The following is a 14,465-nucleotide window of genomic DNA, read 5'->3' on the forward strand; positions in this document are numbered from 1 at the left end:
CCGCCGGCGCGGCACGCCCGGCACAGTGACCTTTCTCAACCGAGGCCGCAGGCGGACAGGGATCGCTCGTACCCGCGGAAGAACGCCTCGGAGCGCTGCTCCGGAGTGCCGTGCGAGCCTTCGGCGAACCACGGCTGGCCCGCGTCGTCGCCGACCGCCAGCAGCCCCTCGTTGAACTCGTCGAGGTCACCGTCGTCGAGGGTGAGCCACCCGGCGCGCACCGAGTCGCCGAGGTACGCCCCGGCCATGCAGTCGGCCTGCAACTCCTGCTGGATGGTGAAGTTGTAGCGGATCCCCAGCCGGGTCTGGATGCCGTGGGCGTACTCGTGGCCGAGCAGGTAGAAGACGAACGCGTCGCCGATCTGGCGGAACGCGCGGAAAGACCAGTTGATGTCGTACGCGATGAAGTCACTCACCGTGCAGTAGACCGCGTTGTTGCGGGGCACCTCCTGCCCGCCGCAGGAGATCTCACCGTCACGCTGGTACGGGATGATCCGCCGGATCGGCCGGAACGACTGCCCCGAGTCCTGGAACTGCTCTGCCCAGTACCGCTCGGCGATGCCCTGAGCGTCGGCCATGTCCTGCCGGAACTCCTCGATCGTGTCGGTGCCGTCGGCCCGGGTCACCTCGGCACTCGGCGAGGCGGATTGTCGCTGCCCGGTCGGCTCCGCCGGCCCGCCCACCGGCTCCACCATGCACGCGGCCGAGGCCACCAGTGCCACCGCCAGGCCGGTCAGCCTTCCCCGGCGCTGCCCTCGACCACCTGCCGCCACCGCGTTTCCTCCCGCCTCGGCGATGCCGGATCCAGTACCCCGACGATACGACCGTCACGCCCGTTGCCGTCTGTTACGCCTCCCCGGCCATTCCGGTTCAGTCGGGCACCGGGTGACCACAGGAAAGATCGGCGATCCGCTGCCGGGTCGGGGGTCGGAGCCGGGGTGGCGGTGGTCAGGGGCTGGCGGCGAGGAAGACGAAGGCGGCGAGCAGTACCAGGTGTACGCCGCCCTGTAGGAGGGTGGCCCGGCCCGGAACGACCGTGAGGACGCCGGTGATGACGGTGAGGGCGAGCAGGGTGACCTGGGTGCCGCCGAGGCCGAGTAGCAGGGGTCCTCCCAGCCAGATGGAGGCGATGGCGATGGCGGGGATGGTGAGGCCGATGCTGGCCATGGCGGAGCCGAGGGAGAGGTTGAGGCTGATCTGGACGCGGTCGCGGCGGGCGGCGCGGGCGGCGGCGAGGGTTTCGGGTAGCAGGACGAGTAGGGCGATGATGACGCCGACGAAGGCGGGGGGCAGGTTGACGGCGGCGACGCCGGATTCGATGGCGGGTGAGACGGATTTGGCGTCGCCGACGACGGCGATGAGGGCGACGAGGAGCAGGCCGAGGCTGGCCAGGGCGCGGCCGGTCGTGGGTGGGTCGGCGTGGACTTCTTCGGGGAGGATTTCGCCTTTGCGGTTGACGGGTAGGAAGTAGTCGCGGTGTCGGCCGGTTTGCACCATCACGAAGAGGAGGTACAGGGCGAGGGAGACGACTGCGGCGAAGGTGAGTTGGGCGGGGCTGAATTCGGGGCCGGGTCGGCCGATGGTGAAGGTGGGTACGACGAGGCAGAGGGTGGCGAGGGTGGCGACGGTGGCGAGGGCGCCGCCGGTGCCTTCGGGGTTGAATACGGCGAGGCGTCGGCGGAGGGCGCCGATGAGTAGGGAGAGGCCGAGGATGCCGTTGCAGGTGATCATGACGGCGGCGAAGACGGTGTCTCGGGCCAGTGATTGGGTTTTTTCGCCGCCGCTGATCATGAGGGTGACGATCAGGGCGACTTCGATGACGGTGACGGCGACGGCGAGGACGAGTGAGCCGTAGGGCTCGCCGACTTTGTGGGCGACGACCTCGGCGTGGTGTACGGCTGCCAGGACCGCGCCGGCCAGGAACAGGGCGACCAGGACCACCAGGACGCCGCCGAGTTTTCGGTTCCAGGTCAACGCCAACACCACCAGCGCCGCGATCGGTACGGACACAGACCAGGTGGTCATCGAACGGCGCATGACCTCCATCCTCTGCCAGCAGACGTGATCATGAGCGGCGAACCCGCTCAGGAGTCCCCCATCGGCGCTGTGCTGTCGAGGTACTCGGCGAGTCGGGCGGCACCGGTGAGCATGGCCTTGCCGCGCTCGGTGAGCCGTCCCCGCCACTGGCGCAGCGACGCGGCGAGTGGCTCGGTGCCGCCGGCGTCGCGTACCCGGTGCAGCACGCCGGCGATATGGTCGAGCCGGTACCCGCCGCGGCGCAGCAGGTGAGCGAGTTCGGCGTCGCGGACGTCGTCCGGTGAGTAGACGCGGTAGCGGGTCCCCGGATCCCGTGCCGGCCGCAGGATCCCGGCCCGCTCCCACTTGCGCAGCGTCGCAGGTCGTACGCCGAGCCGGTGCGCCAGCGCGCTGATCGGCACGGTCTTGCGGCCCTGGGGCTCGCGCCCGGCTCCGGTGAGGATCGCGACGGCCGCCTCGACCGCGTCCAGGGTCTCGCGGTCGCGCTGCAACAGGGTATGACTCTGGTCGACAGCGCGTAACGCCGTGTCGATATCGCCCCGGTTGACGGCGCGCATGATCTCGCCGCCGGCCGCGTAGCCGTGCCCCGCGATCAGTGCGAGGTAGGCGCTCAGGGCCTTGGCGTGCACCTCGGTGAACCGGCGGTAGCCGGTCGGGCTGCGCTCGGCCGGCGGCAGGACACCGTCGCGCTCGTAGTTGCGCACCGCCTGCACGGAGAGGCCGTGCGGCCGTGCGAGATCGACTGGCCGGCGTACCCCGGTGTTTGAGGGTTTCATGGGCTCTCATCGCATCCGATCGCTCGGAGGTCTCCACCGCTAGTTCAACGATACGGTCGATGGAGTGACTTCCTTCCTCGACCTGCTCGCCGTACCGCCAACCCTGCTCGCGCTCGGCGAGCCGACCCATGGCGAGTCCGCCTTCCTCCAGATCCGCAACGAGATCCTCATATCGCTGAGCGAGCGCGGCTACCGGTCGATCGCGCTGGAGAGTGACCGGGCCGCCGGGCTGATCGCCGACGAGTTCGTCCAGGGCTCCGCCGCCGTGACGCTCGACCGCGCGCTCGCGGAGGGGTTCAGCCACGGGTTCGGCGCCGCACCGGCCAACCGTGACCTGCTGCTCCGGATGCGCGAGTGGAACGCCGGGCGGCCGGCGGCCGAGCGCCTGACGTTCCACGGCTTCGACGCCCCGCTGGAGATCGACAGCGTCCCGAGTCCACGGCGATATCTCGTCCAGGTGTGCGGCTTCCTCGGCACCGACCGGTCAGCGGAGATCGACGACCTGGTCGGTGACGAGTCCCGGTGGAGCGGAACGGCCGCCATCTGGGAGCCGGGCAGATCGATCGGGCGCACGGCCGACGCTCAACGCCTGCGGGTGATCGCCGACGACCTGCTGACCGAGCTGTACCTACAGGCGCCCCGGCGACCCGACGGCTGGCCGGCAGCGGTCGTGCGGGCAGCGGCGGCGCTCGCGGTGCTGCGCTACCACGCGGCGGCCGCCGCGCCCCTGGCGCAGGAGGAACGCATCGCCCGCCTGGTCGGGGTCCGGGGCGCGCTGATGGCCGAGAACCTGCTCGCGATCCGCGCGGTCGAGGCGCACCGCGGGCCGACACTGGTCTTCGCGCACAACCAGCACCTGCGACGCGATTCGAGCACGATGACAATGGCCGGGACGGAGCTGTCGTGGTTCAGCGCCGGCGCGATCGTCGGATCGCTGCTCGGCGACCGCTACGCCGTGATCGCCGGCAGCCTCGGCGCGAGCCCCGCGCTCGGCATCGACGCGCCCGGCCCTTCGACGTACGAAGGCAAACTCCAGCAGGAGTCCCCGCTTCCCCGGTACGTCCGCGCGTCCGAGGTGGAACACGCCGAGCAGCGGACGCACGACTACCGCTACTTCCCGCTGGATCAGGCCACCATCGAGCACGCCGATTTGGTGCTGCACATCCCGACCGGCACCGGCCCGGCCATGCTCGCCGATCGGATCCTCCGCCTGCCCGGCGTCGAGCAGCTCGTGGCGAGCGAGGAGAACGGATCACCGGAGGGCTCCTGGGGCGACCGGTTCTTCTTCGTCGGCCCGGACCGCCGCCAGCCCTTCGCCACCATCGTCGAACACGACGTGCCCGGCTTCGACGAGTCCTCCCAGCTCGACCGCCCCGGTGCCTTCCGCCTCAACCTCGACCTGGGCCGCGCCGAGTTCGAGCGGCTCTTCGGCTTCCCGCCCAAGGACTTCGCGCAGCACCGGCACACCTTCGACTTCGCCCGGCTCGACACCCTCATGCCGCACCCGGCCTACGCGCTCCACGGCTTCGCCAGCATCGTCATGCCCGGCCCACAACTGCTCCCCGAGATCGACCGGCTACTCACGATCGCCCACGCCCGAGCAGCCGACCGCCACGAGCGCGCCACACGCCGCCGCTCGACCGGGCACCCCGCTCGATAGCTCGCCGCGCCGATCGGCCCGGGTTGACCTGCGCGTCCATGCTGGAGCCGGGAGCTTCGTTCCAGCTGAGGAGGAATCGTGCTCAATGCGGCCGCAATACTCCGACGACCGCACCCGGGCCGGCGCACACGGCCACGCCGGTCCCCGCACACGCGCCACACGCCGTCAGGCACCTCGTCGCTCTCGTTGACAGCTGCGGCGACGCTCGATCAGCCATAGCGCCAGAGCTGGTGGGACCGTCAAGGCAGCCAGCAGCAGGGAACCCGCCGCTAGGCTGTCCCGCCACAGCAGTTCGGAAGAGAAGAGGATCAGGCTCGTCGGTATCGCGAGCATGATGACAGCCAACAGCTCGACGGCCTGTTCCCACCGCTTGCGGTCGCGGCGCCTGTGCCTCACACGTGCTCCTTCGACGTCGCCCGAGGTTCGTCAACCGTGTCACGTCAGCCAAGGCACCGTCGCCGCACCCGCAGCGCAGCCACGCCAGGAACCGTGTCATCAGCTCGCCCGGATCGTCGCGCGGCAGATCGGCCAGCGCTGCGGTGAGCAGCGCGCCCACGTACATCGACAGGCCGATGCGGTCACGGCCGTGGTACTCGGCGAGCCGCACCCGGGCCGGCGCGCACGGCCAGGGGGCGTCACCGTCGCAGGTGCCGCACGTCCACCCGGGCCGTAGCGGCAGATGCTGGTCGGCCATCCGGGCGGGCAGGGCGTCCACGGCCCGGCCGATCCGCACCGCCTCGGCTGCCATCGCTTCCCGGTAGGTGACGGTCCGCCCGATCACGCCGGCCACCGAGCATTGCGCCGCGCCTGGTCGAGCAGGCGTCGCCGGGCGGCCTCCTGCTCGACGCCCTGCCACCGCTGCCCGGTGCCAGCCGGCGGGCCGGGCCGCCGCCGTAGCCACCACCAGATCCTGCGCCACCTGCTCACCGCCACCACCTCCGCCGGTCGGGACGGGGATGGCGGTACGCGGGGGCGTACCGCCACCACCCACGAGCATCGTGCGATGACGCAGCGCCACCAGGGCAGATGTGCCGCGTCCGGCAACCTGTCCACAACGGTTGACGGACAGCTCAGCCGGTGGCGACCGCGGGGGCGTGGCGGTACTCCTGCGTCCACTCGGCGTCGCGCTGGTCGGACGGCAGACCCGCCAGTCCGGCGCGCAGGTTGTCGATGCCGGCCGCGTGGTCGCCGAGCGCCAGGTAGGCCAGCCCGAGGCCCATCCTGCTGAACGTCGGCGTCAGCCAGTAGGCGTGCACCGGGGCCTGCTCGGCCTCGGCCGCCTCGGTGAGATCGCTCGCCTCGCCGAGCAGCCGCACCGCGGCATCCCGATCATCGAGCAGCGCGTACCCGTGGGCGGCCTGGACGGCGTCTCCGACACGCTGCAAGGCCGTCGCACCCGGCGTGTGGTACGCGGCGGGGAAGTGCCGCACGATGCCGCGAGGGTTGTCCCGCTGGCGTTCGAGGTAGCCGCGGAAGTTCTCCACCTGGGCGGCGAGCGGTCCGCTGTCAACGGCGTCGGCCTGGTTGGCGGCCTCGATCAGCACCCGGACCGCCTCGCCGTCGTTGCGGGCCTCGGCGTGCAGCCAGCCGACGAACTGGGTCCACTCCGCGACCACCTCGTGCAGCGCGGCAGCGTGTGGCCCCGCCGGCCCGGGCGGCAAGTTGCTCGGCGGTGCGCCACTGCGCCAGCACACCGGGCAGGGTCACCGGGGCGGGCAGCACATCATCGAGGCGACGCTGGGCGGCCAGCACGTCAGCGAGCAGCCGCACCGCAGTGGCGTCGAGGCGGGTCGGTTCGGCGACCACGTACGCGAGCCGCTGCTCGTCGTCGGGGGTAGTGACGGCCGGCCCATCGGCGACCAGGGCGGCGAGCACGCCACGGCCTGCAGAGTGTCGTCGAGGTGTTCGGCGAGTTCGCGGGAGGGCCGAGTGCGGCCCGTCTCCAGGTCGTGCACGTAGCTCTTGCCGACGTACGCCTGCCGGGCGAGGTCGCGCAGCGACAGGCCCCGTTCGTGGCGCAGCCGGGCCAGCTCAGCCGGGAACCGCGGGTCAACGATGCTGTGCGCGCGAGGCGGCATGGCGTGCACGTACTGTGGTCCGTAGTTTGAACGCGCCGCAGCCGGCGGCAGGCTGAGCGGTGGTCTCAGGTGGTCGCGTCATCCCAGGGATCGATGACACCGATCCCCGTGTCGGTGAAGTCCTTGGTGTTTCGGGTGGCGAGGGTGGCAGCTTGGGCGCGGCAGATGGCGGCGATCTGGGCGTCGAACCCGTCGATCGGTTGGCCGAGCCTTTCCCGTCCGGCGACCACATCGGCGTAGGCGCCGGCTGCGGCGAGGTCGAAGGGCAGCACTTGGCGGGGGAAGGCGGCGAAGATTTCGTTGGCGGCTTGGTGCAGTGATTCCCGGCGCTGCCCCTCCGGCAGCCGAGCAATGCCGTAACGGATCTCAGCGACAGTGACGGCCGTGGTGTACAGGCCGGCGCTCGAACTCTGCTGGAGCCACGCGAGTACCGCTGGCGCGGGCTCGGCCCGCATGAGTTCGGAGACGACGTTGGTGTCGAGAACAATCATCATTCGGGCAGGCTCGCCGCGCGGGGTGATGTGGAACGGGACGGCAGGTCCAGTTCGACGCCGCCGAGTCTGGCGAATCGATCAGTGAGTGCGCTGAACAGGTCGTTTGCCGGTACATCCTCGGCGACGGCCGTGGTGAGGATGAACCGGATCTCGGCTTCCATGGATCGGCCGTGCTGGGCAGCGCGGCGACGCAGCTTTTCCCGCACCGCGTCGTCGAGATCTCTGATGCTGAGGGCTGCCATCGCTATCTCCTCACCCGAGGTAATGACATCAATGCTAGCACGGACTGCGGGTGATCACTGCGACAGCACGTCCTGGAGGGCTGGGCGACAGCCTGCCGGCCCGACCTCCACCGCCTATTTGGCGTTGAAGTAGCTGGCTTCGGGGTGGTGGACGACGATGGCGTCGGTGGCCTGCTCGGGCATGAGCTGGAACTCCTCCGAGAGTTGCACGCCGATCCGATCCGCGCCGAGCAGGTCCACGATCTTCGCCCGGTCCTCCAGGTCGGGGCAGGCCGGGTAGCCGAACGCGTACCGGCAGCCGCGGTAGTCGGTGCGGAGCAGGCCGGCCAGGTCCGCCGGGTCGTCGTCGGCGACGGTACGGCCGTCGGGCAGGATCAGCTCGGCGCGGACCCGCTGGTGCCAGTACTCGGCCAGGGCCTCGGTGAGCTGCACGGAGAGGCCGTGCACCTCCAGGTAGTCGCGGTACTCGTTGCGGGCGAAGAGCTTGGCCGCGTACTCGCTGACCGGCTGGCCGACGGTGACCAGCTGCAACGCGACCACGTCCAGGTCGTCGCCGCGCGGGCGGAAGAAGTCGGCCAGGCAGAGCCGCCGCTCCTGCCGCTGGCGGGGGAAGGAGAAGCGGGCCCGCTCGGCGTGGCCGTTCTCGTCCAGCAGCACCAGGTCGTTGCCCTCGGAGTAGGCCGGGAAGTAGCCGTACACCACGGCCGCCTCCAGCACCTGGTCGGAGATCAACCGGTCCAGCCAGTAGCGCAGCCGGGGACGGCCCTCGGTCTCCACCAGTTCCTCGTACGACGGGCCCTTGCCGCCGCGCGCACCGCGCAGCCCCCACTGGCCCATGAAGGTGGCCCGCTCGTCCAGCAGCGCGGCGTAGTCGGCCAGCGGCACGCCCTTGACCACCCGGGTACCGAGGAACGGCGCGGTCGGCACCGCCACGTCGGTGGCCACGTCGGAGCGTACCGACGTGTCGTCCAGCTCCGGCAGCGACTCGGCGACCACCGCGCGTTGCCGCTCCCGGCGGGCCCGCCGGGCCGCCAGGGCCGCCTCCCGCTCGGCGTCGACCACCGGGGCGCCGCCGCGCTTGGCGGTCATCACCCGGTCCATCAGGGACAGCCCCTCGAAGGCGTCCCGGGCGTAGTGCACCTGGCCGGGGAACATCGACCGCAGGTCGTCCTCGACGTACGCCCGGGTCAGCGCCGCGCCGCCGAGCAGCACCGGCCAGCGCTCCGCGACCCCGCGCGACGCCATCTCGACCAGGTTTTCCTTCATGATGACCGTGCTCTTGACCAGCAGGCCGGACATGCCGATGGCATCGGCCCGGTGCTGCTCGGCGGCGTCGAGGATGGCGGAGATCGGCTGCTTGATGCCGATGTTGACCACGTCGTAGCCGTTGTTGGACAGGATGATGTCGACCAGGTTCTTGCCGATGTCGTGCACGTCGCCCTTGACCGTGGCCAGCACGATTCGGCCCTTGCCACCGTCGTCGGCCTTCTCCATGTGCGGTTCGAGGTACGCCACCGCGGTCTTCATCACCTCGGCGGACTGGAGCACGAACGGCAGCTGCATCTGCCCGGAGCCGAACAGCTCGCCGACGACCTTCATGCCGTCCAGCAGGATGTCGTTGATGATCAGCAGCGGTGCGGTGCCGGCGGCCATCGCCGCGTCCAGGTCGGCCTCCAGGCCGTTGCGCTCGCCGTCGATGATCCGCCGCTTGAGTCGCTCGTTCAGCGGCAGCGCCGCCAGCTCCTCGGCCCGGGTGGCGCGCGCCGAGGCGGCGTCGACGCCCTCGAAGACCTCGATGAACCGCTGCACCGGGTCGTAGCCCGCACGGCGACGGTCGTAGACCAGGTCGAGGGCGATCTCGCGCTGCTCGTCGGGAATCTTCGACATCGGCAGGATCTTGCTGGCGTGCACGATCGCCGAGGTGAGCCCGGCCTGCACGCACTCGTGCAGGAAGACCGAGTTGAGCACCTGCCGGGCCGCCGGGTTGAGCCCGAAGGAGATGTTCGAGATGCCCAGGGTGAAGTTCACTCCCGGCCAGCGGCGGGCAATCTCCCGGATCGCCTCGATGGTCTCGATGCCGTCGCGGCGGGTCTCCTCCTGGCCGGTGGCGATCGGGAAGGTCAGCGCGTCGATGAGGATGTCGGAGCGGTGCATCCCCCACCGGCCGGTCAGGTCGTCGATCAGCCGCCCGGCGACGCGGACCTTCCACTCCGCCGTACGCGCCTGGCCCTCCTCGTCGATCAACAGCGCGACCACGGCGGCGCCGTGCTCGGCGACCACCGGCATCACCCGTGCGTAGCGGGAGTCGGGGCCGTCGCCGTCCTCGAAGTTCACCGAGTTGACCACGCACCGGCCGCCGAGCATCTCCAGCCCGGCCTCGATCACCGCCGGCTCGGTCGAGTCGAGCATGATCGGCAGGGTGGAGGCGGTGGCGAACCGGCCGGCCAGCTCGCGCATGTCGGCGCCGCCGTCCCGGCCGACGTAGTCGACGCAGAGGTCCAGCAGGTGCGAGCCGTCCCGGGCTTGGCCACGGGCGATCTCCACGCAGGACTGCCAGTCGGCGGCGAGCATCGCCTCACGGAACGCCTTGGAGCCGTTGGCGTTGGTCCGCTCCCCCACCATCAGCACGCTGGCGTCCTGGGCGAAGGGCACATGGTGGTAGATCGAGGAGACACCCGGGTCGGTGCGCGGCTCGCGGGCCACCGGCCGGACCTCGCCCAGCCGCTCGGCGAGCACCCGGATGTGCTCGGGGGTGGTGCCGCAACAACCGCCGACCAGCGCCACGCCGTAGTCGAGGACGAAACGCTCCAGCGCGTCGGCCATCTCGTCCGGGCCGAGCGGGAAGTACGCCCCGTCGGGGGTGAGCACGGGCAGCCCGGCGTTGGGCATCACCGACACCGGGATCCGGGAGTGCTGCGACAGGTAGCGCAGGTGCTCGCTCATCTCGGCCGGGCCGGTCGAGCAGTTCAGGCCGATCAGGTCCACGCCGAGCGGTTCGATCGCGGTCAACGCCGCACCGATCTCGCTGCCCAGCAGCATGGTGCCGGTGGTCTCGACCGCGACGTGGCAGATGATCGGCACCTGCCGGCCCGCCTCGGCCATCGCCCGCTTCGACCCGATCACCGCCGCCTTGACCTGGAGCAGGTCCTGGCAGGTCTCGATGATCAGCGCGTCGGCCCCGCCGGCGATCAGGCCACCCGCATTCTGCTGGTACGCGTCACGAAGGGTGGCGTAGTCGGCGTGACCCAGGGTCGGCAGCTTCGTACCCGGGCCGATCGAGCCGAGCACCCAGCGGGGCCGGTCCGGCGTCTCGTACGCGTCGGCGGCCTCCCGGGCCAGCCGCGCCCCCGCCTCGGAGAGTTCCCAGATCCGCTCGGCGATGCCGTACTCGGCGAGGTTCGGCAGGTTGGCGCCGAAGGTGTTCGTCTCCACGCAGTCCGCGCCCGCGGTGAGGTACGCCTCGTGCACCCCGCGTACGACGTCGGGCCGGGTGATGTTGAGGATCTCGTTGCAGCCCTCAAGGCCGTCGAAGTCGTCGAGGGTCAGGTCGGCGGCCTGGAGCATCGTCCCCATCGCCCCGTCGGTGACGACGATCCGGTCTGCCAGCGCATCGAGCAACGAAGTCCGCACCGTCCCAGGTTAGTGCGGCGCGGTGGACCGGCATCCCCGCCCGCCGCCCCTTCCCACATTGTGTCGTCGGGATCACGTTGACCGCTTTGATCTGTTATGCCGGTTGTCCCGGGTTGGCGCGCGGCGGACCGCCCGTGCTGGGCCGCCGGGATGCCGTTCCGGGTGCCGTCGGCGATCCGGCGCGGCCGGCGGGCCGTGTCCGGGCGCGGCACGTAGGCTGGCTGATGTGAGGGACTACAGCGACACCACCATGCACGGCGGGCGGACGACCGGGGCCGGCTCCGGGTCGCCGGTGACGAGCAGGGTGAGGTGACGGCGTGACCGAGTTCGACGGACTGCCGGTGCTGCGCTCCCCGGTGGCCATCGCCGCCTTCGAGGGATGGAACGACGCGGCCGACGCCTCGACCGCCGCCGTCGAGCACCTGGAGCAGGTGTGGCAGGCCCGGCCGATCACCGAGCTGGACCCGGAGGAGTTCTACGACTTCCAGGTCAGCCGCCCGACCATCGCCATGTCCGACGGGGCCACCCGTCGGGTGGAGTGGCCGACGACCCGGTTCACCGTGGCCAGCCCGGCCGGCACCGACCGGGACGTGGTGCTGATCCGGGGCATCGAGCCGAGCATGCGCTGGCGCACCTTCTGCGAGCAGGTGCTGGAGATCTGCCACAGCCTGGAGGTCGAGCGGGTGGTGCTGCTCGGCGCGCTCCTCGCCGACGTGCCCTACACCCGGCCCCTGCCGATCAGCGGCAGCGCCTCCGACGCCGACGCGGCCAAGCGCTACCAGCTCACCCCCACCCGCTACGACGGGCCGACCGGCATCGTCGGCGTGCTGCACGACGCCTGCACCCGCGCCGAGGTCGACGCCGTGTCCTTCTGGGTGCACGTGCCGCACTACGCCAACAACCCGCCCTGCCCCAAGGCGACCCTCGCCCTGCTGCACCGGGTCGAGGAGGTGCTCGACCTGCCGGTGCCAATGGCCGACCTGGCCGAGGAGGCCGCCGAGTGGGAGCAGCGGGTACGCAGCGCCGCCGAGCAGGACGCCGAGTTGGGCGAGTACGTGCGGGAGTTGGAGGAGCGCGTCGGTGACGCCGGCATCACCCCGTTGACCGGGGACGAGATCGCCCAGGAGTTCGAGAAGTACCTGCGCCGCCGGGGCGGTTCCGCCGGCCCCACCGCCGGTTCCTGGTAACCCTCCTCCGCTTCCGTTTCCCGGCCCCCAGGCGTTGCGCCTGGGGGCCCGGCCGTTCTCCGGCGGCACGCCCCATCGCCCGGCACCTCCGCCCGACGTACTCTCGCCGTTCCGCCGGAACAGGGGTGTCGGGGTGGCGCGGGTCACGCCGCGTACGGCATCCTAGGAACCTAGCTGATAGGAGGGTGGGCATGCAGATCAATCCGGGGGCGGCGGAGTTCCCGCACCGGCAGATCGCCGCGCAGCTCAAGGCGCAGATCCGCCGCGGCGACTGGGGGCCGGGTGAGCGGCTGCCGTCGATCCCGGCCGTCGCCGAGATGTTCGGCGTGGCTAAGCAGACCGTGCAACGCGCCGTCGACCAGCTGCGGGTCGAGGGCATCCTGATCACCAAGCCGGGCTCCGGTACGTACGTGCGGGGCACCCGACGGCGACTCAACCGGCTCTCCCGGGGCCGCTACGGCGGTTTCCGCGGCTACCACACCGACCTGGCCGCCCGGTACCGGCAACAACTTGTCGCCGTCGGCCGCTCCCCCGCGCCGCCCGAGGTGGCCGACGCGTTCGGCGTACCGGACGGCACCGAGCTGCTCTGCCGCCGGCATCTGGTCCGCACCGAGGACTCACCGGTGGAGGTCGGCGCCTCCTGGTTCCTGCCCGCCGACACCGCCGGCACCTCGCTGGAGCGCGCCGAGGCGTTCGGCCGTCCGCTCTACCAGGAAGCCGAGGAGGCCACCGGGCGGCGGTACGCGACAGCCACCGACACGATCACCGCCCGCCAGCCCAGCCGCGAGGAGTCCGAGACCCTCCAGATCCGTCCGGACACCCCCGTGCTGCACCTGCTGCACGTCGCCTACGACCCGCAGCGCAAACCCATCGAGGTCGCCCAGGCCACCTGGCCCGGCCCGGTCACCACCCTCACCGAGGAATACAAGATCCCCGCCCCCACCGAGCAACCCCACCCCAACCCCGACCTAATCCTCGGCTAACCCCCCGCCCGCCCCCACCGCAAGCCCCGTCGATCATGGAGTTGTGGTGGGGACATAAGACTCCGAAGCTCCCAAGTCAGGCACCACAACTCCATGATCGACGCACGAGGGGGGCCGCCGGGGGATGGGCCGGGTCAGAGGTGGAGGCCGAGGAGGGCGTCGAGGGTTTGGGTGAAGAGGGCGGGGGCGGCGGGGTCGTCGGCGGGGTCGGCCAGGGTCTGGTCGGCCCAGGTGTCGGCGAGCCGCAGGGCGCCGGGCGAGTCGAGATCGTCGTTGAGGCGGTCGCGTACGCCGGCCAGGAAGGTCTCGCCGGACGGGCCGGCGGGGGCGGCGGCGGCCCGACGCCAGCGGGCCAGGCGCTCCTCGGCGGTGGTCAACAGATCGTCGGTCCAGGACCGGTCGGTGCGGTAGTGGCCGGCCAGCAGTGCCAGCCGGACCGCCATCGGGTCCACCCGGTCGGCGCGCAGCCGGGAGACGAAGACCAGGTTGCCCCGGGACTTGGACATCTTCTCGCCGTCCAGGCCGATCATCCCGGCGTGCACGTAGTGCTCGGCGAAGGGCGCGGCACCGGTCAGCCGCTCGGCGTGCGCGGCGGAACACTCGTGGTGCGGGAAGATCAGGTCGTTGCCGCCGCCCTGCACGTCGATGGTGGACCCGAGCAGGTTCAGCGCGATCACCGCGCACTCGATGTGCCAGCCCGGCCGGCCCGGGCCGAGTTCCCCGCCGGGCCAGCACGGCTCGCCGTCGCGGGCACCCCGCCACAGCAGCGGATCCAGCGGGTCGCGCTTGCCGGCCCGGTCCGGGTCGCCACCCCGCTCCGGGAAGATCGCCAGCATCTCGTCCCGGGACAGATTGGACTCGTAGCCGAACCGCGGCGCGGCCGAGATGTCGAAGTAGACATCCCCGCTGCCGTCCTCCAGACGGTAGGCGGCACCGTCCTTGAGCAGCACCAGCACCTTCTCGGCGATGTCCGGGATCGACTCGACCGCGCCGACGTAGTGCGCCGGCGGGATGATCCGCAGCGCCTCCATGTCCTCCCGGAACAGCGCCGTCTCCCGCATCGCCAGGACCTTCCAGTCCTCGCCGTCGCGCTCGGCCCGCTCCAGCAGCGGATCGTCGATGTCGGTGACGTTCTGCACGTACCGCACCTGGTGGCCCGCGTCGCGCCACATCCGCTGCACCAGGTCAAAGGTGATCATGGTGGCGGCGTGGCCCAGGTGGGTGGCGTCGTACGGGGTGATGCCGCAGACGTACATGGTCGCCGGGCCGTCCGGCTCGGACGGCTGCACGCCCTGCCGCGCCGAGTCGAACAACCTCAGCGGCCCGCCCCTGCCCGGCAGCCGCGGCACCTCGTGCCCCACCCAAGACTCCATGCCGA

General features: G+C 71.3%; 14 protein-coding genes. 3 read left to right on the forward strand and 11 right to left on the reverse strand.

Annotated elements, in window-relative coordinates; all coding sequences use genetic code 11:
* Positions 1–35: 35 nt before the first annotated feature.
* The 3 genes from ACQPYA_RS20030 to ACQPYA_RS20040 all read right to left on the reverse strand — a co-directional run bounded on the left by ACQPYA_RS20030 (position 36) and on the right by ACQPYA_RS20040 (position 2,813).
* Positions 36–773, reverse strand: coding sequence for a neutral zinc metallopeptidase (locus tag ACQPYA_RS20030; RefSeq protein ID WP_433528627.1), 738 nt, complete (start codon positions 771–773; stop codon positions 36–38).
* A 175-nt stretch (positions 774–948) separates the two neighbouring features.
* Positions 949–2,037, reverse strand: a complete 1,089-nt coding sequence (locus ACQPYA_RS20035) for a calcium:proton antiporter (protein ID WP_433528628.1) — start codon at positions 2,035–2,037, stop codon at positions 949–951.
* A 47-nt stretch (positions 2,038–2,084) separates the two neighbouring features.
* The gene (locus tag ACQPYA_RS20040; RefSeq protein WP_433528629.1) at positions 2,085–2,813 is read right to left on the reverse strand and encodes a MerR family transcriptional regulator; all 729 of its coding nucleotides are present in this window, start codon (positions 2,811–2,813) and stop codon (positions 2,085–2,087) included.
* 64 nt (positions 2,814–2,877) lie between these two features.
* Here ACQPYA_RS20040 and ACQPYA_RS20045 point away from each other — a divergent pair, with 64 nt between their 5' ends.
* The gene (locus tag ACQPYA_RS20045) at positions 2,878–4,473 is read left to right on the forward strand and encodes a DUF6194 family protein (RefSeq protein WP_433528630.1); all 1,596 of its coding nucleotides are present in this window, start codon (positions 2,878–2,880) and stop codon (positions 4,471–4,473) included.
* Positions 4,474–4,638: 165 nt separating this feature from the next.
* On the opposite strand, the gene ACQPYA_RS20050 is transcribed toward ACQPYA_RS20045, so the two are convergent.
* The 7 genes from ACQPYA_RS20050 to metH form a co-directional block, all read right to left on the reverse strand.
* Positions 4,639–4,869: a hypothetical protein gene (locus ACQPYA_RS20050; RefSeq protein WP_433528631.1), complete on the reverse strand. Its 231-nt coding sequence runs from the start codon at positions 4,867–4,869 to the stop codon at positions 4,639–4,641.
* A gap of 381 nt (positions 4,870–5,250) precedes the next feature.
* The gene (locus ACQPYA_RS20055) at positions 5,251–5,400 is read right to left on the reverse strand and encodes a hypothetical protein (RefSeq protein WP_433528632.1); all 150 of its coding nucleotides are present in this window, start codon (positions 5,398–5,400) and stop codon (positions 5,251–5,253) included.
* A 143-nt stretch (positions 5,401–5,543) separates the two neighbouring features.
* Positions 5,544–6,134, reverse strand: coding sequence for a hypothetical protein (locus ACQPYA_RS20060; protein WP_433528633.1), 591 nt, complete (start codon positions 6,132–6,134; stop codon positions 5,544–5,546).
* Between the two features lie 42 nt (positions 6,135–6,176).
* Positions 6,177–6,551 carry a helix-turn-helix domain-containing protein gene (locus ACQPYA_RS20065; RefSeq protein WP_433528634.1) on the reverse strand — a complete coding sequence of 125 codons (375 nt, stop codon included), beginning with the start codon at positions 6,549–6,551 and terminating at the stop codon, positions 6,177–6,179.
* A gap of 65 nt (positions 6,552–6,616) precedes the next feature.
* Positions 6,617–7,045: a type II toxin-antitoxin system VapC family toxin gene (locus tag ACQPYA_RS20070; RefSeq protein WP_433528635.1), complete on the reverse strand. Its 429-nt coding sequence runs from the start codon at positions 7,043–7,045 to the stop codon at positions 6,617–6,619.
* Entirely contained in the window at positions 7,042–7,287 is a 246-nt protein-coding gene (locus tag ACQPYA_RS20075; protein WP_433528636.1) for a FitA-like ribbon-helix-helix domain-containing protein, read from the reverse strand. The genes ACQPYA_RS20070 and ACQPYA_RS20075 overlap by 4 nt, the downstream gene beginning before the upstream one ends.
* 114 nt (positions 7,288–7,401) lie before the next feature.
* Positions 7,402–10,917, reverse strand: coding sequence for a methionine synthase (metH, locus tag ACQPYA_RS20080; RefSeq protein ID WP_433528637.1), 3,516 nt, complete (start codon positions 10,915–10,917; stop codon positions 7,402–7,404).
* 317 nt (positions 10,918–11,234) lie between these two features.
* On the opposite strand from metH, the gene ACQPYA_RS20085 reads away from it, so the two are divergent.
* Both ACQPYA_RS20085 and ACQPYA_RS20090 read left to right on the forward strand, forming a co-directional pair.
* Complete coding sequence (locus ACQPYA_RS20085; protein ID WP_433528638.1) at positions 11,235–12,104, forward strand: PAC2 family protein; 870 nt, start codon at positions 11,235–11,237, stop codon at positions 12,102–12,104.
* A gap of 191 nt (positions 12,105–12,295) precedes the next feature.
* On the forward strand, positions 12,296–13,087 hold the full coding sequence (locus tag ACQPYA_RS20090; protein WP_433528639.1) for a GntR family transcriptional regulator: 792 nt from the start codon (positions 12,296–12,298) through the stop codon (positions 13,085–13,087).
* Positions 13,088–13,221: 134 nt separating this feature from the next.
* Here ACQPYA_RS20090 and mshC read toward each other — a convergent pair whose 3' ends face one another.
* Positions 13,222–14,460 carry a cysteine--1-D-myo-inosityl 2-amino-2-deoxy-alpha-D-glucopyranoside ligase gene (gene mshC, locus ACQPYA_RS20095; RefSeq protein WP_433528640.1) on the reverse strand — a complete coding sequence of 413 codons (1,239 nt, stop codon included), beginning with the start codon at positions 14,458–14,460 and terminating at the stop codon, positions 13,222–13,224.
* Positions 14,461–14,465 lie beyond the last annotated feature (5 nt).

Source organism: Micromonospora sp. CA-263727 (genome assembly GCF_050942455.1).
In the GTDB taxonomy this organism is placed as follows: Bacteria; Actinomycetota; Actinomycetes; order Mycobacteriales; family Micromonosporaceae; genus Micromonospora.